We start from the raw sequence: 20,638 nt of genomic DNA, 5'->3' as shown, positions 1-20,638 counted from the left end.
GACCGCGCGGACCTCCGCGCGACGATGGTCGCCATCGGGAGCGCGCTCACCGGGCCTCGTCACGAGCCGTCACCCGCCGGGGACGAGGCGGGGGCTGCTCTCCCGGAGGACGACATGACCGGAGAGCGTGCGAGTGCGGGGCCCGTCCGTCGGCGCCGGCTCGAGGCCGAGCTCGAGCGCGATCACGCCCACCTCGTTCCAGGGGAGGCGGACGGTCGTGAGCGCGGGCGTCACGTCCCGCAGCGCGAGGAGGTCGTCCACCCCGGAGATCGCGACGTCGCCGGGGAGCTTCACGCCGGCTTCGCGCAAGCGGGCGATCGCACCGAGGGCGACGGCGTCCGCTGTCGCGAGGATCGCCTCCGTGTCGCTGCGGCGCCGGAGGAACTCGCCGGCCGCGACGTAGCCGCCCTCTCGGGAGAACGCGCCGGTGATGATGCGATCGGGCGGGAGGTGGATGCCGGCGTCGGCGAACTCCGCCAGGATGCCGTCCGCCCGGTCGCGCGGCGTGACGGCCTTGGCCGGTCCGGCGAAGACGGTGAACTGCTCGTAGCCGAGGTCGAGGAAGGCGCGGGCGATTGCCCGGCCGACGCCGACGTTGTCGATCGAGACGGTGTCGAAGGGGAGCCCCACCTGCCCGATGACCACGACGCGGCCGCCGTCGGCCTCGAAGGCGCGGAGTTCGTCGACGACGGGTCCGAAGGCAGCGTCGTCGACGTGCCTGCTGCCGGCGAGTATCAGGAGGCGGGGACGCAGCCCGCGGAACACCGAGATGATGCGCCGCGCACGCGCCGCGCTCTCGTTCGTGGAGACCATCGTCACCATGAGGTCGGCGGCATCGGCGGCGTGGAAGACGCCGGCGGCGATGGGGGAGAGGTAGTCGTCCGGGATCGCGTTCACGACGAACGCGATGCTGTCGGAGCGGCCTCTCGCGATGGTCTGCGCGGAGGCGTTGACCACGTATCCCAGCTCGGCCGCCGCGGCCTCCACCTTCTTCCGGTTCGCCGCGCCCACCGTCCGGGCGGACGGGTTCAGGACCCGGGACGCGGTCGCCCTCGACACACCCGCCAGAGCGGCGACGTCCTCCAGGGTGGCAGGGCCGGTGCGGATAGCGGTTCCCTCTTGCGGCATCGATTCCCTCGCTCGTCCCCTGATTCTTCGCGAATTCTACCAAGAGAGCGCGTTCCACTCAGCGCACCCGTTCGCACCTCACCCAGCCATCACCGCCGCCCCTGTGCGGTGGGAAGACAAGGAGCATCCGCATGAAAGCGGCATTGGCGATGCAGCCCGACCTGCAGTACCGCTTGTTCGACGACCGGCTCGCGCGCGAGCTCGAACGGCTCGTCGACATCGATCTGACCCGGACCGTCTCGGACTACTCGAGCGAATCCGACGAGGTCCTGGCCGATATCGAGGTGCTCGTCACAGGATGGTTCGCCCCCGCGGTCGACGGTCGTGTCCTCGACCGCATGCCCCGGCTGCGAGCGATCCTGCACGCCGGCGGTTCCGTGAAGGGCATGACCACCCCCGAGGTGTGGGACCGCGGGATCCTCGTGACGACCGCGGCCGACGCGAACGCAGTCCCGGTCGCCGAGTACGCCCTCGCGATGGTCCTCCTGGCGGGGAAGAAGGTGCTGCCGATCGCGCAGGAGTACGCCCGCCGCCAGTCCTCCATCGACCTCGAGAACGAGTACCCGCAGATCGGCGCCTACCGTTCCACAGTGGGGATCATCGGAGCGTCGCGCACCGGACGGCATCTCATCCGCCTCCTCGGCCCGTTCTCGTACCGGGTGCTGGTGTCCGACCCGTATCTGTCTCACGACGAGGCCGCCGTGCTCGGTGTCGAGAAGGTCGAGCTCGACGAGCTGCTGACGCGGTCGCGGGTCGTCTCCCTGCACGCGCCAGACCTGCCCTCGACGCGAGGTCTGCTCGGTCGGCGGGAGTTCGCCCTCCTGGGCGACGGCGCGACCTTCATCAATACGGCGAGGCAGGCGCTGGTCGACCAGGACGCGCTCCTCGGGGAACTGCGCAGCGGTCGACTGGACGCCGTGCTCGACGTGACGGATCCCGAGCCGCTGAACGAGGACCATCCGTTCTTCGCCTTCCCGAACGTGCTCGTCACTCCGCACATCGCCGGGTCCCGCGGGACCGAGCTGCTCCTCCTCGGGGAGGCCGTGCTGGAGGAGGCGAGGCGGTTGCGCGACGGACTCCCGCCCGCGTTCCCCGTGGCCGCCGAGTCGCTCGCGACGATCGCATGAGCGGGGACTCCGTGCAGCAGACGTCCGTACCGTCGGCCGGCGACGGTACGGACGCCGGGATCCTCCTTCGGGGAGGGCTCGACGGCCCCGTCGAGTTCGGCGGGTTCGCCGGCACCGCCCCCTCGCTGGTGTCCTGGCGGCCCGTCGTCGAGGTGTTCACCGCCGACGAGCAGCGCGCTCGGACGAGCCAGAGCTACGTCCGCTCCGCCGTCGGGGAGCGTCTCCGGCAGGACTCCCTCGTCGAGAGGGAGCGGGAGGACGCCGTGGAGGTGACCGTCACTCAGTCCGACCAGCGGACGGGAGTGCGCGTCGTGAGCACGTTCACCCGGCCGCGCGGTCTCCGCGCGCTCCGGATCACGCAGCACGTCGTGAACGCGGGCTCAGCGCCTGTCGTTCTGACGGCCGTCACGTCGGCGGTGGTCGGCATCGGCCACGCCGAAGCCGACCTCGACCCGATGGTGCTCGCGTGGGCCGACAGCGAGTGGCTGGCCGAGAGCCGCTGGTACGAGGACCGCCTCCGCGACCGGGTCCCCGCGCTCTCGCTGGGCATCCACGCGCAGGACGGCCGGGGCCGGTTCGCCCTGACCAGCCACGGCGCCTGGCCGACCGGAGAGCACCTCCCGCTCGGCGTCGTCGTCGATCCGGGCACCTCGTCGAGCCTCGCCTGGCAGATCGAATCGGGCACGGCCTGGCAGTGGTCCCTCGGATCCACCCTGGACGGGGGCTTCCTGAGCCTGACCGGTCCCGCGGACCTCGAGCACCACTTCGCCCACTGCCTCGCCCCCGGTGACTCGTTCACCGCCGCGCCCGCCGCCGTGGTCGTCGTCGACGGGGCGAGAGACGAGGCGCTGACCGAGCTCACGCTCTACCGGCGGTGGCTCGTCGCCCGCCACGGCGGGATCCGCGGTCTGCCGGTGATCTACAACGACTTCATGAACACGCTGATGGGGGACCCGACGAGCGAGAAGCTCCGACCCCTCATCGCGGGAGCGGCTACGGCGGGCGCCGAGGTGTTCTGCATCGATGCCGGCTGGTTCGCCGGGCCCGGCGACTGGTGGAACTCGGTGGGGGAGTGGGCCGAGGACCCGGACCGCTTCGACGGCGGATTCCTCTCGATCCTCGACGAGATCAGGTCAGCCGGGATGATCGCCGGAACCTGGCTGGAGCCCGAGGTGGTCGGAGTCACGAGTCCGATGGCGAGCAGCCTGCCCGAGGAGGCGTTCTTCCAGCGCTTCGGCGCCCGAGTCGTCGAGCACGAGCGCTACCACCTCGACTTCCGGCACCCGGCCGCCCGGGCCCATCTCGACGCGGTCGTGGACGGACTCGTCCACGACTACGGCATCGGATACCTCAAGCTCGACTACAACATCAACCCGGGAGCGGGGACCGAGCGGGACGCCACGGCGGCCGGCGACGGCCTCCTCGCGCACAGCCGGGCCTTCGTCGGCTGGTTGACGGGCATCCGCGAGCGGCATCCGGATCTGATCCTCGAGAACTGCTCCTCCGGAGCGATGCGGATGGACTACGCCTACCTCGTCGAGAACGACCTGCAGTCGACGTCGGACCAGCAGGACTTCCTCCGCTACCCCGTCATCGCCGCCGCATCACCCGCGGCGGTCCTCCCCGAGCAGAGCGGCAACTGGGCCTATCCGAGCGCCGGGATGACCGAGGAGGAGACGGTGTTCACCCTCGTCACGGGACTGCCGGGGCGTCTCATCCTCTCGGGCTTCCTCGACCGGCTGCGGCCGTCGCAGTCCGCGCTGGTCGCCGGCGCGGTGGCCTTCGCGAAGGAGCACCGGCTGCTCCTGGCGCGCTCCACGCCGTTCTGGCCCCTCGGGCTGCCCGGCTGGGAGGACGAGCTCGTCGTCGTCGGCTTCCGTGACGGTGATGACGTGCTGCTGTTCGTCTGGGACCGCGGCGAGCACGCCGCGGAGTTCTCCCTCCGCGTCGACGGGAGCCCGACGATCGCCTTCCCGCGCGGTGACTCCGAGTGGGACATCGGCGCCGCGGACGGCCTCGTGCAAGTGCGCACTGCTCCCGGCCCGAGCGCTCGGGTCCTCCACATCGACAGGAGGGCGTGATGGTGACGACGGCCAATCCCGTGGTCCGCGGGTTCTCGCCCGATCCCTCCTTCCTCCGCGTCGGGGACTGGTACCTGCTCGCGGTCAGCTCCTTCGAGTGGTTCCCCACGATCCCGATCCAGCGATCGCGGGATCTCGCGACGTGGGAGTTCCACGGTGCAGTCGAGTCGGCGGCACCCGGCCGGTCGCTGACGGGCTACCCGGACTCGGCCGGGATCTGGGCGCCCGCTCTCTCCTCCGCGGACGGCGTGTTCTGGGTGGTCTACTCGATCGTGGAGTCGCTGCAGAGCCCGTACTTCAACCTCGCGACCTACATCGCTCGCGCTCCGGAGGTGGACGGTCTCCCCGGCGAGTGGTCCGAGCCGCAGCGTGTGAGCGGTCTCGGGTTCGATCCGTCGCTGTTCCATCACGAGGGCCGGCACTGGCTGGTGAACATCCAGAACGACCACCGCCCCGGAGGGAACCGCTTCGACGGCATCGTCCTCACCGAGCTGGTGGACGACGGCGGGGTCCTCCGCACGACGGGCCCGACCTCGCTCCTGCTGCAGCGTCCCGACCTCGTCGAAGGACCCAAGATCATCCATCACGACGGCTGGTTCGTGCTCGCCCTCGCCGAGGGGGGAACCGGGATCGAGCACGGGGTCCTCATGGCCCGGAGCCGTTCACTCCACGGACCCTACGAGGTCGACGACGTCCCCCTGCTCACGACCCGCGACGCTCTCGACCTGCCCCTTCAGAAGGCCGGGCACGGAGAACTGATCCGGACGCCGTCAGGGCGCTGGTACCTCGGCCACCTCGTCAGCCGACCGATCCGCACGGAGGACGGCGCGTTCAACACCCTCGGCCGGGAGAGCGCCCTGCAGGAGATCGAGTGGCGGGACGGCTGGCCCCGGCTGAAAGGAGGCGGCTGGCATCCGAGGATCGAACTCGACGTGCCGGACGTCCCGCACTCCGCTGCCGGTCCGACGCCTCCGCAGTCGCTCCTGCCCTGGCCGTGGCGGACGCTGCGGACGCCCGCCTCGCGGGACTGGATCGACCAGGACGCACGACCGGGATGGATCCGACTGCGCGGGCGCCAGGGTCCTGAATCGCTCCGCGAGCACAGCCTGATCGGCCAGCCCCTCACCGAGCACCGGACGACCGTCAGCGTCACGGTCGACGCGGACCCGACCTCCTTCACCCAGGCCGCCGGGCTGGTGCTCTGGTACAACACCGACGCCTACCTCTCGCTGCACATCACCTGGCGGGAACCCGACGGGGAGCCGCAGCGCGGTCAGCAGTGGGAAGGACGAGGCCACCGCGCCCTCGTCCTCACCCGACGCGACCCGGACGGGCAGACCGTCCTCGCTGTCCGCGCATTCCCGGAGACCGGCCCGGTCACCCTCCGCGCCGACCTCGACGGACCCCTCGCGATCCTGTCGGCCGGGGCGGTGCACACGACGCCCACCCGCATCGGGGAGGCCGTGGACGTCACCTTCCTCTCCGACGACCACGGCCCGCGCCTGCGCTTCACCGGAGCGTTCGCCGGCCTCGACGTCGTCGACCTGGTCGACGCGGCCTTCACCGCCGACTTCTCCGGATTCCGCCTGCGCGCGGAGCCCGTCGACGCGTCGGAGATCGGGGCCGGAGGGGTGGGCGGGGCGCGCCAGGGCTCCTCGTGACGACTCTTCTGCTGACGGGCGAGGGCAGGTACAGCGACCCCTGGCATCCGTTCGCCGAGACGACATCCGCGCTGGTCGCGGTCCTCACGGCGCGCGGCCACCGAGTCGAGGTCCGAGGGGACGTCGACCGAGCACTCTCGGACATCGCAACCGGCCGCGTCACGGTGCCCGATCTGCTCGTCGTCAACTCTGGTCTCCCTCGGGACGGACAGCCCACGCCGAGCCCGGAGGGCAGGTCTGCGCTCGCGCTCATCGAGCGCTCCGCGACGCCGGTCCTCGGGATCCACGTCAGCTCGACCACCTTCATCGACGCGCCGGAGTGGCCGGCCCTTCTCGGCGGCCGCTGGATCCGCGGTGTCTCGAAGCACCCGGACTTCGGGCCCGCCCGCATCCAGCGCGCCACCGAACCGCATCCGGCGATCGAGCACGTCACCGACTTCGACGTCGAGGACGAGCGCTACTCCCTGCTCGAGGTGGATCCCGCCGCCCAGGTCCTCGCCACCCACCACGACGAAGGGCGGGATCACCCGATCGCCTGGGCTCTCGAGCGTGCCGGAGGCGGCCGCACCGTCTATGACGCGCTCGGCCATAATGCAGCCTCCTTCACCTCGCGAGGACACCTCGCCCTACTTGCGGGCGCCCTCGAATGGCTCAGAACTGAGAGCTAGCGAAAACGCATCGCGGTCAACCTGAGGACGTCCCTCTGCGCTTCTCCACGACAAGTGCACGCAGGACGCTTCATCGCTCTGTCGCACGAGTTCGCGTGACGACACCGTTGCGCCACATGTCTGCCGGACCGACAATCAGGAGTAGCGCGAGACGTCGTCGCATTCAGTTCCTTTGAAGCAGGAGCAACAAGAACGTGCTTCCGCTGAAACCGACCATCTGAGTGCAGGTGTTCACTTCGATGGCCTCGTCGTCCTACCGATCGCAGTGCTGAGCTGTGCGGTTCCAATTGCGTCGTTCGGTCCGTGACGTTCCCGCCCGTGCTGGTGTCCCCGTGCGCGAACCGAGCGGTGCGTCCAGGCGGTTCGCGCGGGCCCCTCTGACAATGTCTGCGTACCAGCGTGCGCGCTCCCACTCTCAGGGTGCGTCTCCTCTACTGTGTGACGAGCAACAGGAGAAGGGCGAATGTGTTCCGTGGGAATCGATGACGACGTCAAGATGGTCCTGGCGGCGCGACGCTTCTATCTCGACGACCGAACACGGATCGAGATTGCGGAGGAACTCGGCATTACACGGTTCCGAGTCGCAAAGCTCCTGGACGACGCCCGCGAACGCGGGCTCGTGACCATCACCGTGTCCGATCCCGGTGCGGTGAACGCCGAGCTGTCCGAGAGGCTGCGAAGCACCTTCGGACTCCAGCGGGTGCTCGCAGTCCAGACGGCCAACGAGGAGAACCGAGTCGTTCGCGAGTCACTCGGGCGGGTCGCGGCCGAGCTTCTCGAGAGCATCGTCGTCGAAACCGACGTCCTGGGGCTAAGTGCCGGTCGCACCTTGATCACGATGAGCCACTTCCTCACGCGTTTGTCATCCGCAGAGATCGTCCAGATGACGGGGATGGCAGGTGAGATGGGAGAGACAGCGGGCGATGTCGTCCGCTCCGTGAGTCAACTATCGGGCGCTCTCGCACGACCGATCTACGCGCCACTTCTCGTTTCAGATGCGGAGACGGCGCAGTCCTTGCGGTCACAGGAGGAGATCTCGTCGGTGTTCGCCCGATTCGGCGAAATCACGAAGGGGGTCGTCGCGATCGGGAGCTGGGATCCGCCGGAGTCGCAGCTGTACAACAACCTGCAACCGGTCGAACGCGAGCGGCTGGCGGGTCTCGGCGCTCGTGCCGAGGTCTGCGCATCGCTGTACACCGCTGACGGCTCGCGTCTTGACGAACTCGGTGAGCGCACGCTGACCATTAGCCTCGCTCAGCTCCGCAGAATCCCCGAGGTCATCGCGGTCGCCGGCGGCCCGCGCAAGACGGCTGCGATCCGCGCTGTCCTTGATGCTGGCTTCATCACCACACTCATCACCGACGCGATGACGGCGGAGCGGCTACTAGCTCGGTCATAGACAGCCGACGAAGCGGATGCACATCCATCAGATGTGTAGCAGGGCTGCTCAATTGAGCATTTCGTTTGGAGTGGCTCACCCGGTCTGACACGCTCTTGTTCTCTCCACACCTGAGAACAGGATCGCCTCACATGAGCGGCAAAGTAGCCCACCATCTGCAGAACGTCGACCCGGCGCCGAACCGGGGCGCCGGCCTCCGCGTGCTCCGAGAGGATCCGTGGACCGAGCTCGAGGCTTGGATCGACGTCTTCGGCGCTGGGGGGATTGGCGGCAGCCTGTACTCGGCTGCGCACGATGACCGCATGGCGTTCGCCGAGGCTCTGATCTCCCGGGGTGCCTGGGTGCACGTGGACATCATCATCGATGCCGACGGTTCCTCGGTCGGCGTGCCCGTAGAAGCTCTCGGAGAGCTGCGGAGTACCTATCCCGATGCGCTCATCGACGTGCATGCGATCGTGCACGCCGATGCTCTTGGCACACTCGACATTCCGTTGATCGTTCGAGCGCGTCCGCAGCGCATCTGCGTATCGAACGACCTCGTCGCCGCCACTCGACAGGCAATACATCAAGTCGACTCCCCGCCCAACCTATGGCTGGCCCTGGCGCCGCACGACAGCCCGGATCTCGACGACGTCCAGCGCCTCGACATCGCCGGAGTACTGGTGATGCTGATCGAACCCGGCACCGCCCAGTCGGCCGACGATGCGCTCATCGAGAAGGTCCGTTCGTGGGCACCCCACGTTCGCGTCGGAGTGGACGGCGGCGTGACACGGCCGATTGCCGACGCGTGCTTCTTGGCCGGGGCGGACTTCGCCGTCTCTGGCCGCGCACTGCTGGGGCAGAACATCACCCCTCTCAGCCCGTCCCTTAAGGAAGAAGACTCTGCATGACTGCTCCGACCGTTCCTTCGACCATGCGGGCCAGCGTGCTCGTCCGTCAGGGCAAGCTCGCGCTCGAAGAGCGCGCCGTCCCGACCCCTGCTCACGACGAGGTCCTCGTACAGGTTCACAGCGTCGGGGTCTGCGGATCCGACGTTCACTACTACAAGCACGGGCGCATCGCGGACTTCATCGTCGATGCTCCGATGATCCTTGGCCATGAGGCCAGCGGACGCATCGTCGCTGTCGGGTCCGACGTGGATGACGCCCGGATCGGCGAGCGAGTCGCGATCGAGCCGCAGCGCCCGTGCCGCAGCTGCGAGTTCTGCAGAGAAGGCGCCTACAACCTTTGCCCGAGCATGAAGTTCTACGCCACTCCGCCGATCGACGGCGCCTTCTGCGAGTACGTTCTCATCCAGGACGACTTCGCCTACGCCGTCCCCGATTCAATCAGCGACCACGCTGCAGCCCTGATGGAGCCCCTGTCCGTTGGCATTGCCGCTGCCCAGAAGGGCGGCATCAAGGTCGGCGACACGGTCCTCATCGCGGGCGGCGGCCCCATCGGGGTCATCGCGGCACAGGTCGCTCGCGCGTTCGGCGCCTCGGACGTCGTCGTCGCCGACATCAATCCCGCCCGTCGTGAGCTTGCGGCCGGCTACGGCGCCCGAGTGGTCGACCCGGCGGCCGAGCCGACCGAGGGTCTCCGCGCCCACGTCTTCATCGACGCTTCAGGTGCGACCCCGGCCATTCTGAACGGGATCCGTTCCGTGCGCGCGGGCGGAACGGTCGTCCTCGTCGGGAGTGCCGACACGATTCCGCTCTCCGTCCCGGAGATCGCTATGCGCGAAGTCGTGGTGACCGGCACGTTCCGGTACACCAACACCTGGCCGATCGCCCGCGCTCTCCTCACCTCCGGGCGGGTCGAGCTCGATTCCCTCGTGACCCACGTCTACGGGATCGAGCAGGTCGAAGAGGCGCTCACGGGCGAGGGAGCCTCGGACTCATTGAAGAGGATGGTCGTCCCCGGGATCGGTAAGATCGCCCAGCCTTCGGTCCGAGGTGTCGAGTGATGGAGTCGCTGCTCTCAGTTGCCGGCATCTCCAAGTCCTTCCCGGGCGTCAAAGCTCTCGACGACGTCTCCTTCTCGGTCCGACCCGGCACCGTGCACGCGCTGTGCGGGGAGAACGGCGCGGGCAAGTCCACGCTGATGAAGATCATCAACGGCATCTACCAGCCGGATGACGGAGTCATCCAGGTACGTGGCGGGGACGTCCGGATCAAGAACCCGATCGACGCACGCGGCCGCGGGATCGCGATGATCGCCCAGGAGCTCAACTACGTCCCGGACATGTCGATCGCTGAGAGCTTCTTCCTCGGACGACTCCCGCGCAAGCTCGGCAGGATCGACTGGAAGTTCATCCGATCCGAGGCGACGAAAGTGCTGCGCGCCGAGGGTCTCACCCTCTCGGTCAATCGGCGCCTGGGCAGCCTGACGGTGTCCGAAATCCAGACCCTTGAGATCCTGCGAGCCGTCTACCACAGCGCCGACGTGATCCTGATGGACGAGCCAACTTCGGCGATCGCCCACCGCGAGGTCGAGTCCCTCTTCGCGAAGATCCGTGCTCTGCGTGAGGCCGGGAAGTCGATCATCTACATCTCTCACAAGATGGATGAGGTCTTCGAGCTCGCCGACGACGTCACCGTGCTGCGCGATGGCACAGTGGTCAGTTCCCAGCCGTCCTCCGAAATCACGCCGAGTCAGGTGATCGCGCAGATGGTGGGCCGCGACCTTAACCACCAGCAGTATCCGAAAGAGCGGGTCGAGACCGGCAAGACCGTCTTCAAGGCGACCGGTCTCTCGAGCAGGGACATGTTCGAGAACATCGGCTTCGAGATCAAGGCGGGCGAGATCGTCGGACTGGCGGGTCTGATCGGTGCTGGCCGGAGCGAGGTCATCCGGGCCGCCTTCGGTCTCGACCCGCTCGATGCCGGGACGATCGAGGTCGACGGGCAGGAAGTCGCGCTCGGCAGCCCGCGTCGATCGATCGAGAACGGTGTGGCGATGCTGTCGGAGGATCGCCGCCTCGTCGGGATCATCCCTCAGCTGAGCATCAAGAAGAACGCCACGCTCGCGAGCCTGAAGAAGGTTGTGCACGGCGGCTTCACGCATCATCGCGCTGAGCAGGCACTGGTCGCCGAGTACTTCACGAAGATGAACGTCAAGGCGCCCAGCTCCGAGACGCGGATCGACTCGCTCAGCGGAGGCAATCAGCAGAAGGTCCTCCTAGCCCGCTGGCTGATCGCCGACCCGAAGGTCCTCCTCCTCGACGAGCCCACTCGCGGGATCGACGTCGGAGCCAAGGTCGAGATCTACAAGATCATGACCGACCTCGCCAAGCAAGGACGGGGAATCTTGATGATCTCGTCTGAGCTGCCCGAGCTGATTGGCATGTGCGACCGCATCTATGTGATGGCGGCCGGGCAGCTCACCGCTGAACTGCAACCTGAGCAGTTCTCGCAGGAAACCATCCTCACGTACGCCATGAATGAAATCGAGGTGGCATGACAATGCTGTCCAGACTGAAGGCTCTCGATGCGAGCCGATACTCCATCTTCATCATCCTCGCGGTGGTGTTCGTAGCCGCGAGCTTCCTCAGCCCCAACTTCCTCAGCCCCGACAATCTGCTCAACGTCCTACGGCAGGTCGCGGTCATCACGATCCTCGCCTACGGAGCGATGACCTTGATCATCAGCGGAATGATCGACCTCTCCGCCGGAGCCGTCATGGCCTTCGCCGGAGTGGCGTCGGTCCTCGCGTACAAGCAGACGAACAACCTGATCGTGGCGGTGATCGTCGGGATTGCCATCGGCGTGGCCTGCAACCTCGTCAACGCCTTCCTCGTCGCCACGCTCAAGACACCGGCGTTCATCGTGACGCTGGGCATGATGCTGATGGCGCGCGGAGCCGTCCTGCAGCTCACCGAAGGACAGAACGTCCTTCAGCTCGGCAACTTCATCATCATCGGCCAGGGCACCATGGGATGGCTGCCGATCCCAGCGCTCGTGCTGATCATTGTCACCGCCGTCATCTGGTACTTCATGAACCAGACCCGGTATGGACGATCGGTCTACGCGGTCGGCGGCAACGAGGTCGCGGCGCGCGCTGCAGGAATCCCCGTCGAGCGAGTGAAGTACCAGGCGTTCATCGTCAACGGCGTCCTGGTCGGCATCGCGGGAGTCATCTTTATGTCCCGCGTCAACGCCGGTCTCCCCAACGCCGGAGTCGGATACGAACTTCAGGCGATCACGGCGCCGATCATCGGCGGAACGAGCTTCTCCGGCGGAGTAGGCACCACTATTGGCACTCTCGCCGGCGCCCTGATCGTCGGCCTCCTCGGCAACATCATGAACCTGACCGGGGTCGGCTCGTACATCCAGCAGATCGTCATGGGACTGATCATCGTCATCGCCGTCGCGTACGACGTCTTCAGCAAGCGAGGGAAAGCCCGCACCACGATCCTCAAGACCGAGACGACAGGGATCACTGTCCCAGTTCCCGCAGGGCAGTCCCGGACGACCTCATCGTCCGGGCCGGGCTCCCCGTCCTAGCCGCCCGGCCCGCCAATTCCCTGACCCCTCACCCACCCACCCCTTAAGGAGAGCGCAATGAAGACTCTTACCCGCAGGATCGTCTCGCTCGGCGCCGTCGCCGCAGTGGCCGTCAGCCTGACCGGCTGTGCCGTGACCATCGGCAACCCGACCTCGCAGAGCAGCGGCGAACGCGAGCAGAAGGACGAATACCGGGTCGCATACGTCGCCCGCGCCCAGGTCGACTCGTTCGCCGCATGGCTGGCCAACGAGATGAAGGCCGAGTCCGAAAACTACGACGACATCACCCTGGACGTCTTCGACGGCCAGGCCGATGACGAGGTCGAGAACCGGATGATCGAGAACGCGATCGCCAACAAGTACGACGCGATCATCGTTCAGTCGAACAACGCGGACGCGCAGACCCCTTACATCCAGGAGGCGGTCAACGCAGGAATCGTCACCATCACGACGAACCCCCGCGTCGAGGGCATCGATGGCGCGAACTCCGTCGACGCGAATCCCTACGACCAGGGAGCCGTCGTCGCCCAGGACGCCCTCGACCTCATTCCCGAGAACGCCGACGTCGTAGTGCTGAACGGCCCCGGCGGCAACTTCCACACGACCCAGCGTCGTGAAGCCTGGCAAAAGGAGTTCTTCGACAAGCGCCCCGATGTCGAGATCGTCGAGGAGAACATCGCGAACTGGAACAAGGACGAGGCGCTCCGCATGATGGAGGACTGGTCGCTCGCGAACCCGTCCATCGATGCGATCATCTCGATGAACGACAACATGGCCACCGGCGCCCTCGAAGCGGTCAAGGGCAAGTCCGGCTTCGAGAACATCCTCGCCTTCGGAGTCGACGGCACCCCTGAAGCCACCCTCCTGATCCAGGACGGCACCATGACCGCTACCTCCCTGCAGAACGCGCAAGAGCTGGCTCAGCTCAACATGAAGGCCGTGCACGACCTCCTTACCGGGGTGGAGGACACGGTCAACGTGGACATCGGCAATCCGCTGATCACGAAGGAGAACTCGCAGGAGTACATCGACATCTTCCGTGAAGCAGGCCTGATCACAGACTGACCAGTCGAGAGGAGCGGGGCGGGTGCGCGTGAGCGCCTGCCCCGCTCCTCTCTCTCGGGTCGTCCCTCGTGCGCCCTCGTCGCGAGCCAGAAGCCGCCGAGCCGGCTGGCATCGTGCCCCGCCAGGAACGAACGCGATCAACGCGTCGCGTCGAATCGGGTCCGACGGCGTGCTCTGCCAGCTAAAGCTCTGTTGCCCGGTCGGCGAGTGCGAATTGCCACCTTGAACACGCCTGGCTCCACCCATCCCTGTTCCTGCGGTTCGGCCCAGTCCAGGCCGCCCGATGCGGTGGTTCAGTGACCCAGCTCGATGCAGAACACCCCCGCAATGTCACCGACTTCGACGTCGAAGACGAGCGCTACTCCCTGCTCGAGGTGGACCATACCGCGCGGATCCTCGCCACCCACCACTACGAAGGTCGAGATCGCCCGATCGCGTGGGCACTCGAGCGCGGCGGAGGCGGCGGCACCGTCTATGACGCCCTCGGCCACAGTGCCGCCTCCTTCAGCTCGGCAGGACACCTCGCACTGCTGGCGGGCGCCCTCGAGTGGCTCGGGAGCTGACCGATCCCGGCTCGAGTGGCGTCGGCGCCGACCGCTGATCAGCGCTGGCACCTCGCGTCCAGGGGAGTGCGAGTCCTCATACTCGGACCCGGTTCCCGCGGACGGCGCCGCTGAGTCCGAAGTGGTCATCGGTGTCTCAGTGCGTGTCCCATCCGCTCGAACGCAAGGGTCAGGAGGTCAGGTCGCGTGGCGAAGTTGACGCGAAGGCGCCCTTCACCTCCACTACCGAAGACGTGCCCCGAACTGAGGGCGACGCGGGCACGCTCGAGGAAGAATCGCGCGGGACCGGCGAGTTCCGTCACCACCGCAGGGTCAATTCCGCGAGAGACCCCGCCGCTCTCCAGTTCGAGGGCGCTGCAGTCCAGCCAAGCGAGGTAGGTGCCTTCCGGGCGGCGGAGAACCGCTCCCGGAAGGTGCTCCTCGACGAGTGCCGTCAATAGCTCCCGGTTGACCTCGAGGCCCCGCAGCAGATCGTCGAGCCAGGCTCCACCCTCTGCGAAGGCGGCCGAGTGCGCGATGACACCCAGATGGCTCGGCCCGTGACTCACCTCCTCAGGAAGCTTCTCGAGATCGGACCGGGCCGCGGGGCCTGCGACAAGGAGTGCGGCCTTCAGACCAGCCAGATTCCACCCTTTCGTCGCGGACAGGAGTGCGAAGGCGTCGTCGGAGCCTTCGATGCTGAGATAGGGCACGAACTGCGCCCCTGCGAGAACCACCGGAGCGTGGATCTCGTCGGAGACAACCCTCACGCCGTACTGGCCCGCTAACCGAGCAACCATCTCGAGTTCGGCTCGACGGTGAACCGTGCCCGTGGGGTTGTGGGGATTGCAGAGGAGGAAGACGGGCCGATCGCACCGTTGCCGAGCCTTCTCGAACGCATCCTCCAGCGTGGCGGCATCGAGACGTCCATCGCTCGAGAGCGCTGCTTCGAGCACTCGTCGTCCGCTGTGGACGACGAAGGCGTAGAAGGGCGCGTAGACAGGGGCCGCCACGACCACGGTGTCATCGACGGACGAGATCAGGCGGAGCACTTCGACAATGCCCATCATCACGTCGGGGACCAGCGCGGTTCGCTCGACGCCGAGGCCGTTCCAGCCCCAGCGCTCCGACGCGAAGTCACTGACCGCCTGGGCGTACTCCCCGCCGTAGGCGTAACCGGTGTCACCGCGGGAAAGGGCACGATCGAGAGCGCGCTTGATCGGCGGGGCCAGCGGCACATCCATTTCCGCGACCCAGAGCGGCAGAACGTCGGCGGGATGGGTCCGCCACTTCATGCTCGTCCGTTCCTGCAGCTGGATCAGGGAAAGCTCAGTGAGAGGGTTCACGGTCATACCGCCTAGTCATGGGTGAGGGAGATTCGAGGAGAGCGACAGTGCCCTCACGGTCGGTTGTTGCAGTATCCAGCCGGCCTCATTGGAGGTTCGTGTGCCGCCCCTGCATGGCCTCTAGAACTTCATCGTTCCTGTCGACCGCCCCGAGGATCAGCGAGTCCAAGAGGATGAGCGAGGCCTGCTCGAAGAGGCTTCCGGCGAACTGCTCAGTCGCGGGCGACGGCACCGGGAGAACAACATCCGCGAGAGCGGCGAGAGGGCTCTTCGGTCGTGCTGTGACGACGGCGACCACTGCTCCCTGTGCTCGAGCGATCCGGGCGTAGGAGAGGGAGACCGGGGTCGTTCCTGAGCTCGAGACGACGACCAGTCCGTCGCCCTCGCGAATCGGAGGTGCGGTGGGCTCTCCGACCATGCGAGCGTCGAGCCCGAGGTGCATGAACCGCATCGCGGCCATCTGCGCGACGAGTCCGGATCGGCCCTGCCCACTGAACAACCAGCGACGAGGCGTGTCGAGCAGCGCGCGACCGAAGGTGGAGAAGGCGTTTTCGTCGACCGCGTCGAAGACCTGCTGGTGCTCGGCTCGCAGCGTGACCCAGGGTGTGCTCGCGGTCATGAGCGGTCACCGCCTCGCCATGACGCGGTGACCAGGTAGCGGTCGAAGCCCTCCTCGGTTTCGACGACGTGCTGAGGGTCGAGAACGCGGACGGGCGTCGGCGCCCAGTCGCTGACGACTGTCGCGAGGAGCCGACCCGTCGAGCAGGCGCTCGCCTGCATGGCGGCCCCGACGGCGACGGATTCGACGGAAGGAGACGTGTGCACGGGGCGGCCCGTGGCATCGGCGAGGACCTGGAGGTAAGCGCGGGATCGAGCGCCTCCGCCGGTCGCGATCCTGATCCCGTCGGTGGGTACGCCCAGAGCGGTCAGGGCGCGCTCTCCCCGGACCAGTCCGAAGACCACTCCTTCCACCGCGGCCCGGGCGATCTGCTCTCGGGACGTGGAGGAGGTGATACCGGAGAGGACACCGCGGGCGTCCGGCAGGTTCGGCTTCCGTTCTCCATCGAGATACGCCGCGAAGGAGGGCGTTCCGCCGACCTCGGCGGCGAGGGCGAGCCGCGAGAACTCTGCGTGATCGACGCCGAGGAGCCGGCCGAAGGTGTCGGTCACTCGAGCCGCGTTCAGCGTCGACGACAGGGGGAGGAATCCGCCCGACGCGTTCGCCACACCGTCCACGATGCCGGTGGGGTCGTGGACGGGAGTCTCCGTGCTCGTGAAGACCACTCCGGACGTGCCGAACGAGTAGGCGACGTCGCCGGAGCGGACTCCGAGACCGAGGGCGCTCGCGTGCTGGTCTCCGGCTCCTGGTCCTATGACGATGCCGGGGTGGAGCCCGAGCGCCGCCGCTGCGGCGCTTGTCAGAGTTCCCGCTGCCTGCTGGGGGCCGTGCACGCGGGGCAGTGCTGTCAGCCATTCGCGGTCGGCGTCGATGAGTTCGAGGATGCCTTCGTCGTAGCGACCCGTTGTCGCGTCGAAGTATCCGGTTCCGCTGGCCTCGGACCGATCGGTGACCTTGTCGCCGGTGAGTCGCCAGGTCAGCCAGTCATGGGGGAGCAGCACCGTTCGCAGGCGCGCGGCGTTCTGCGGTTCGTGCCGGTGCAACCAGAGGAGCTTCGAGACTGTGAAGGCCGCCGTCGGCACCGAACCGGTGCGTTGCGCCCATTCCTCGGCGCTGATCGTTGCTCGCAGCTCCTCCATCTCGGGCGCGGAGGTCGTGTCGTTCCACAGTTTCGCGGGTCGGATGACCGTGTCGTCGGCGTCGAGGGCGATGAGCCCGTGGCATTGAGCCGCGACGCTGATGGCGGCGACATCGCGGCCGGAGGCGTGTGCGGAGTCGAGCGCGGCTGACATTGCGAGAGTCAGTGCTGTCCACCAGCTCTCCGGATCCTGCTCGCTCAGTGGCGGGAAGGTCGGGGGATGCGGCGAGGAGCCAGCACCGACGACGCGGCCGTCGTCGGCGTCGCAGAGCACGACCTTCGTGGATTGCGTCGAGGAATCGACGCCGGCGATGAGAGGCACGGTCTTCTTCCGTTCAGCGCGGAGGCGGTAGGTCCGGCACCGTTACCGGAGGCGGGCGTCGGGAGCGCGGCAGTCGCGAGGCAGGCCGCACAGCACGACCGCTTCTCCATTACAGGCATCGAGCGCTCACTCGTCAATGCTCCCGCTCATGTGAGCGGCATGTGAACGAGCATCGAGGTCTAAGCCGTGTTCAGGAGTGCGCGTGCCAGCGATCGATCCGTGACGAGGACGGTCCCGAGGGAGGCGTTCAGGCATGCTCGGATGGCCTGTGCCTTCTTCACGCCGCCGGCGACGAGGATGAGCTGGGGCACCTTCTTGAGGTGCTCGAAGTCGAAAGCGAGAGCGCGGTCGTCGAGATCGGTGATGATGCTCCCGTCCTTGCGGAGGAGGGTGGCGACGATCTCGGCGGAGACGCCTTTCTTCGTGAGCCGTTCCCGTTCCTGCTGTTCGAGGCCTTCGCGCAGCTGCGAGTCGGCCGGCTCCCAAGAGCCGACGGCGACGGCCGCGATCGTGATGGAGTCGAACTGCCGCCATACCGCCTGGACGGCGGGCTGGCTCCGCAGCCCACTCGCCGTCGCCGCGTCGTGAGCGACGAGAGGAACGAACAGGGGATAGGCGCGCCCGCCTCCCACATCGCTGATGCGCCTCACCAGCTCGAGGGAGTTCTCACGGACGGAGCCCATCATCCCGCCGAGCTGGACGACGGGGCAGGCGGCGATGGAGTGCAGCTCGTTGGCCATCGCACTCATCGTGCGGCCCCAGCCGATGCCCAGGACGTCGTCCTCGGTGACGAGTTCCGAGAGGAGGCCTGCTGCGGCGGCGCCGATCCGGTGGCGGACTCGTCCGGGATCGTGCTCGTCGTCGGGCGTGTCCACCACGATCACCTGGCGCAGGCCGAACCTCTTCCGGACGAGTTCGGACAGCTCGACGTTGTAGGCGATGGGTGCGGTGATCGTGATCCGGACGATCCCCTCTTTGAGGCTGAGCTCGAGCAACCGCGCGACTTTGAAGCGGGAGATGCCGAGTTCGTCCGCGATCTTCGACTTGGACTCGCCGTCCATGTAGTAACGGCGTGCGACGGTCGCGGCGAGCATGCCCGTTCCTGCACTGGTGCTCATCTCGGCCACCCTCTCTGCGCCGCTCTGCGCGGCTCCTGCTCACACGAGCATAACGCTCAAATGAGCGGCCTTGTTGACGGATGTGCGGACGGGTTCCAATACTCATCTCACGCCGCTGGAGCCGTTGGGCCCCACCGAATCATGAGGAAGGAAGGGCCGCGATCATGACCGAAGCGATCTCATCGGTCATCGAGGCCGCTCGTGTCCTGGTGCAAGCAGAGAGCGACGCCGTCCGATCCATTGCCGATCAGATCGACGAGAACCTCGTCCTCACCGCCTCGGCGATCGGGGACAGCGTGGGACGCGTCATCGTGACCGGCGTCGGCACCTCGGGCTTCATCGCTCGACGCGCCGCCCACCTTTTCTCCGTCACGGGTACTCCCGCGTTCTTCCTCCACCCCACCGAGGCTCTTCACGGCTCCCTGGGCGCCGTGTCGGCGGACGACGTGGTGATCGCCCTGTCCAAAGGTGGATCCAGCGCCGAAGTGAACGACCTCGTCGACCGCGCGCGCACGATCGGGGCGACCGTGGTCGCGCTCACGAGCGCTCCCACCTCGGTCCTCGCTGAGGTCGCCGACATCACAGTGGTGCTGCGCACCCCCGACGAGGCCGACCCCGGCGCTGTCATCGCCATGGGGTCGACGCTCGCCTATGGCGCGTGGCTCGATGCCCTGGCCCTCGTCCTGATGCGCACGCGCCAGTACTCGTGGGAGAGCGTTCGTTTCTCCCACCCGGGCGGCGCCGTAGGTCAGTGCGACTCCTTGCCCGCGCCTGTTCCACCCCTCGCCCTCCCCTGATCCCCAGCCCTCCCATCGCGGCACACCGCCGCCCTCCTCCGCCGTCCTGAAGACGTCGACGCACTGAACAGAGAGGTTCCCCATGAAACGCCGCCGCATCCCCGAGGAAGCAGGCATCTTCGCCGTCCTCGTCGTGGTGATCGCCGCCCTCAGCGTGCTGTCGCCGTCCTTCCGCACCCTCGACAACGGACTGGTCCTGCTCGTCAACGGCACGGTCATCGCATTCCTCGCTCTTGGACAGACCTTCGTCCTCCTCACCGGCGGCATCGACCTCTCTACCGGGGCGAATGTGGCCATGACCGGCGTCGCCGCGGCCCTCTTCATGCAGGGCGGCCTCCCATGGGTCGTGGCCGCAGTCCTCGCGGTCGGCTGCGGCACCCTGCTCGGCGTCGTGAACGGACTCCTGGTGCACTACGTGCGCATCCCGGCGTTCATTGCGACCTTCTCGACACAGGGAGTCGCCCTCGCCATCCCGTTGATCGTCACCGGAGCGAACTCCGTCTCCGTCCGTGATGCCGGCTTCTCCTGGATCGGTCAGGGCCGCATCGCGGGACTGCCCCTGCCAGTGCTGCTGCTTCTGCTCGCCGCTATCGTCGCCGGCTTGTTCCTGCGCCTCACCCGCCCCGGCGTGCACATCTACGCCATGGGCGGCAACAAGGCCGCGGCGCGCCTCTCCGGCGTGAACGTGGCTCGAACGACCGTGCTGGTCTACGCCATCAGCGGCTTCTGCGGAGGCATGGGCGGCCTGATCGCCACCTCGCGCCTCATGGTCGGCTTCCCCGCCACCGGAACCGGCAACGAGCTGTTCTACTCGATCGCCGCCGCGGTCGTCGGCGGCATCTCGCTCTTCGGCGGAGTCGGCACGATCGCCGGCGCCATGATCGGCGCCGTCCTCATCGCGGTCGTCAGCAACGGCATGAACGTCCTCAACGTGCAGAGCTACTGGCAGTCCCTCGTCATCGGACTGATCATCCTCGCCGGCGTCTCGTTCGACACCTACCGCCGCTACCGCAGCGGCAAGCCGATCCTCCGCAAAGCCGGCGGCACCCCGCAGCCCCCGACCTCTTCGCTCCCCACCGTCTCCAGCCCCTACACGGCGGGCACCGCGACCCGCGGCTGACCTCCGACGACCCCCACCCC

General features: G+C 67.5%; 18 protein-coding genes. 13 read left to right on the top strand and 5 right to left on the bottom strand.

Annotated features, from left to right (window positions below; all coding sequences use genetic code 11):
- Window positions 1–69: 69 nt before the first annotated feature.
- A complete protein-coding gene (locus NB037_RS02365; protein ID WP_251943295.1) occupies window positions 70–1,128 on the bottom strand; it encodes a LacI family DNA-binding transcriptional regulator in 1,059 nt (352 codons plus the stop codon).
- Between the two features lie 131 nt (window positions 1,129–1,259).
- Here NB037_RS02365 and NB037_RS02360 point away from each other — a divergent pair, with 131 nt between their 5' ends.
- From NB037_RS02360 to NB037_RS02310, 11 genes are all read left to right on the top strand, one after another.
- Window positions 1,260–2,255, top strand: a complete 996-nt coding sequence (locus NB037_RS02360; protein ID WP_251943293.1) for a hydroxyacid dehydrogenase — start codon at window positions 1,260–1,262, stop codon at window positions 2,253–2,255.
- Window positions 2,252–4,336 carry a glycoside hydrolase family 36 protein gene (locus tag NB037_RS02355; RefSeq protein ID WP_251943289.1) on the top strand — a complete coding sequence of 695 codons (2,085 nt, stop codon included), beginning with the start codon at window positions 2,252–2,254 and terminating at the stop codon, window positions 4,334–4,336. The genes NB037_RS02360 and NB037_RS02355 overlap by 4 nt, the downstream gene beginning before the upstream one ends.
- The gene (locus NB037_RS02350; protein ID WP_251943287.1) at window positions 4,336–5,997 is read left to right on the top strand and encodes a glycoside hydrolase family 43 protein; all 1,662 of its coding nucleotides are present in this window, start codon (window positions 4,336–4,338) and stop codon (window positions 5,995–5,997) included. The genes NB037_RS02355 and NB037_RS02350 overlap by 1 nt, the downstream gene beginning before the upstream one ends.
- Entirely contained in the window at window positions 5,994–6,665 is a 672-nt protein-coding gene (locus tag NB037_RS02345; protein ID WP_251943285.1) for a ThuA domain-containing protein, read from the top strand. Before NB037_RS02350 ends, NB037_RS02345 begins: the two co-directional genes overlap by 4 nt.
- A 472-nt stretch (window positions 6,666–7,137) precedes the next feature.
- Window positions 7,138–8,064, top strand: coding sequence for a sugar-binding transcriptional regulator (locus tag NB037_RS02340; protein WP_251943284.1), 927 nt, complete (start codon window positions 7,138–7,140; stop codon window positions 8,062–8,064).
- Window positions 8,065–8,195: 131 nt separating this feature from the next.
- Window positions 8,196–8,954: a beta/alpha barrel domain-containing protein gene (locus NB037_RS02335; RefSeq protein ID WP_251943282.1), complete on the top strand. Its 759-nt coding sequence runs from the start codon at window positions 8,196–8,198 to the stop codon at window positions 8,952–8,954.
- Window positions 8,951–10,012: an NAD(P)-dependent alcohol dehydrogenase gene (locus NB037_RS02330; protein WP_251943280.1), complete on the top strand. Its 1,062-nt coding sequence runs from the start codon at window positions 8,951–8,953 to the stop codon at window positions 10,010–10,012. Before NB037_RS02335 ends, NB037_RS02330 begins: the two co-directional genes overlap by 4 nt.
- A complete protein-coding gene (locus NB037_RS02325; protein ID WP_251943278.1) occupies window positions 10,012–11,508 on the top strand; it encodes a sugar ABC transporter ATP-binding protein in 1,497 nt (498 codons plus the stop codon). The genes NB037_RS02330 and NB037_RS02325 overlap by 1 nt, the downstream gene beginning before the upstream one ends.
- A 2-nt stretch (window positions 11,509–11,510) precedes the next feature.
- Window positions 11,511–12,551, top strand: coding sequence for an ABC transporter permease (locus tag NB037_RS02320; protein ID WP_251943276.1), 1,041 nt, complete (start codon window positions 11,511–11,513; stop codon window positions 12,549–12,551).
- Between the two features lie 57 nt (window positions 12,552–12,608).
- Window positions 12,609–13,616 (top strand): sugar ABC transporter substrate-binding protein, encoded by a 1,008-nt coding sequence (locus NB037_RS02315; RefSeq protein ID WP_251943274.1) that lies wholly within the window; start codon window positions 12,609–12,611, stop codon window positions 13,614–13,616.
- A gap of 296 nt (window positions 13,617–13,912) precedes the next feature.
- Entirely contained in the window at window positions 13,913–14,179 is a 267-nt protein-coding gene (locus NB037_RS02310; protein WP_251943272.1) for a ThuA domain-containing protein, read from the top strand.
- A 125-nt stretch (window positions 14,180–14,304) separates the two neighbouring features.
- On the opposite strand, the gene NB037_RS02305 is transcribed toward NB037_RS02310, so the two are convergent.
- The 4 genes from NB037_RS02305 to NB037_RS02290 form a co-directional block, all read right to left on the bottom strand.
- Entirely contained in the window at window positions 14,305–15,510 is a 1,206-nt protein-coding gene (locus tag NB037_RS02305) for a MalY/PatB family protein (RefSeq protein ID WP_251943269.1), read from the bottom strand.
- A gap of 79 nt (window positions 15,511–15,589) precedes the next feature.
- The gene (locus NB037_RS02300; protein ID WP_251943267.1) at window positions 15,590–16,123 is read right to left on the bottom strand and encodes an SIS domain-containing protein; all 534 of its coding nucleotides are present in this window, start codon (window positions 16,121–16,123) and stop codon (window positions 15,590–15,592) included.
- Window positions 16,120–17,583 (bottom strand): xylulokinase, encoded by a 1,464-nt coding sequence (gene xylB, locus NB037_RS02295; RefSeq protein WP_308202032.1) that lies wholly within the window; start codon window positions 17,581–17,583, stop codon window positions 16,120–16,122. Before xylB ends, NB037_RS02300 begins: the two co-directional genes overlap by 4 nt.
- Before the next feature lie 179 nt (window positions 17,584–17,762).
- Window positions 17,763–18,701: a sugar-binding transcriptional regulator gene (locus NB037_RS02290; protein WP_251943265.1), complete on the bottom strand. Its 939-nt coding sequence runs from the start codon at window positions 18,699–18,701 to the stop codon at window positions 17,763–17,765.
- A gap of 164 nt (window positions 18,702–18,865) precedes the next feature.
- Here NB037_RS02290 and NB037_RS02285 point away from each other — a divergent pair, with 164 nt between their 5' ends.
- Together NB037_RS02285 and NB037_RS02280 are read left to right on the top strand one after the other, a co-directional pair.
- On the top strand, window positions 18,866–19,498 hold the full coding sequence (locus NB037_RS02285) for a KpsF/GutQ family sugar-phosphate isomerase (protein WP_251943264.1): 633 nt from the start codon (window positions 18,866–18,868) through the stop codon (window positions 19,496–19,498).
- A gap of 82 nt (window positions 19,499–19,580) precedes the next feature.
- Window positions 19,581–20,618 carry an ABC transporter permease gene (locus NB037_RS02280; protein ID WP_251943262.1) on the top strand — a complete coding sequence of 346 codons (1,038 nt, stop codon included), beginning with the start codon at window positions 19,581–19,583 and terminating at the stop codon, window positions 20,616–20,618.
- Window positions 20,619–20,638 lie beyond the last annotated feature (20 nt).

Origin of the sequence: Rathayibacter rubneri (assembly GCF_023743255.1) — a bacterium.
GTDB classification, from domain to species: Bacteria; Actinomycetota; Actinomycetes; order Actinomycetales; family Microbacteriaceae; genus Rathayibacter; species Rathayibacter rubneri.
The sequence above is the reverse complement of the archived record's forward strand: the minus strand, read 5'-3'. Positions and strand labels throughout refer to the sequence as shown.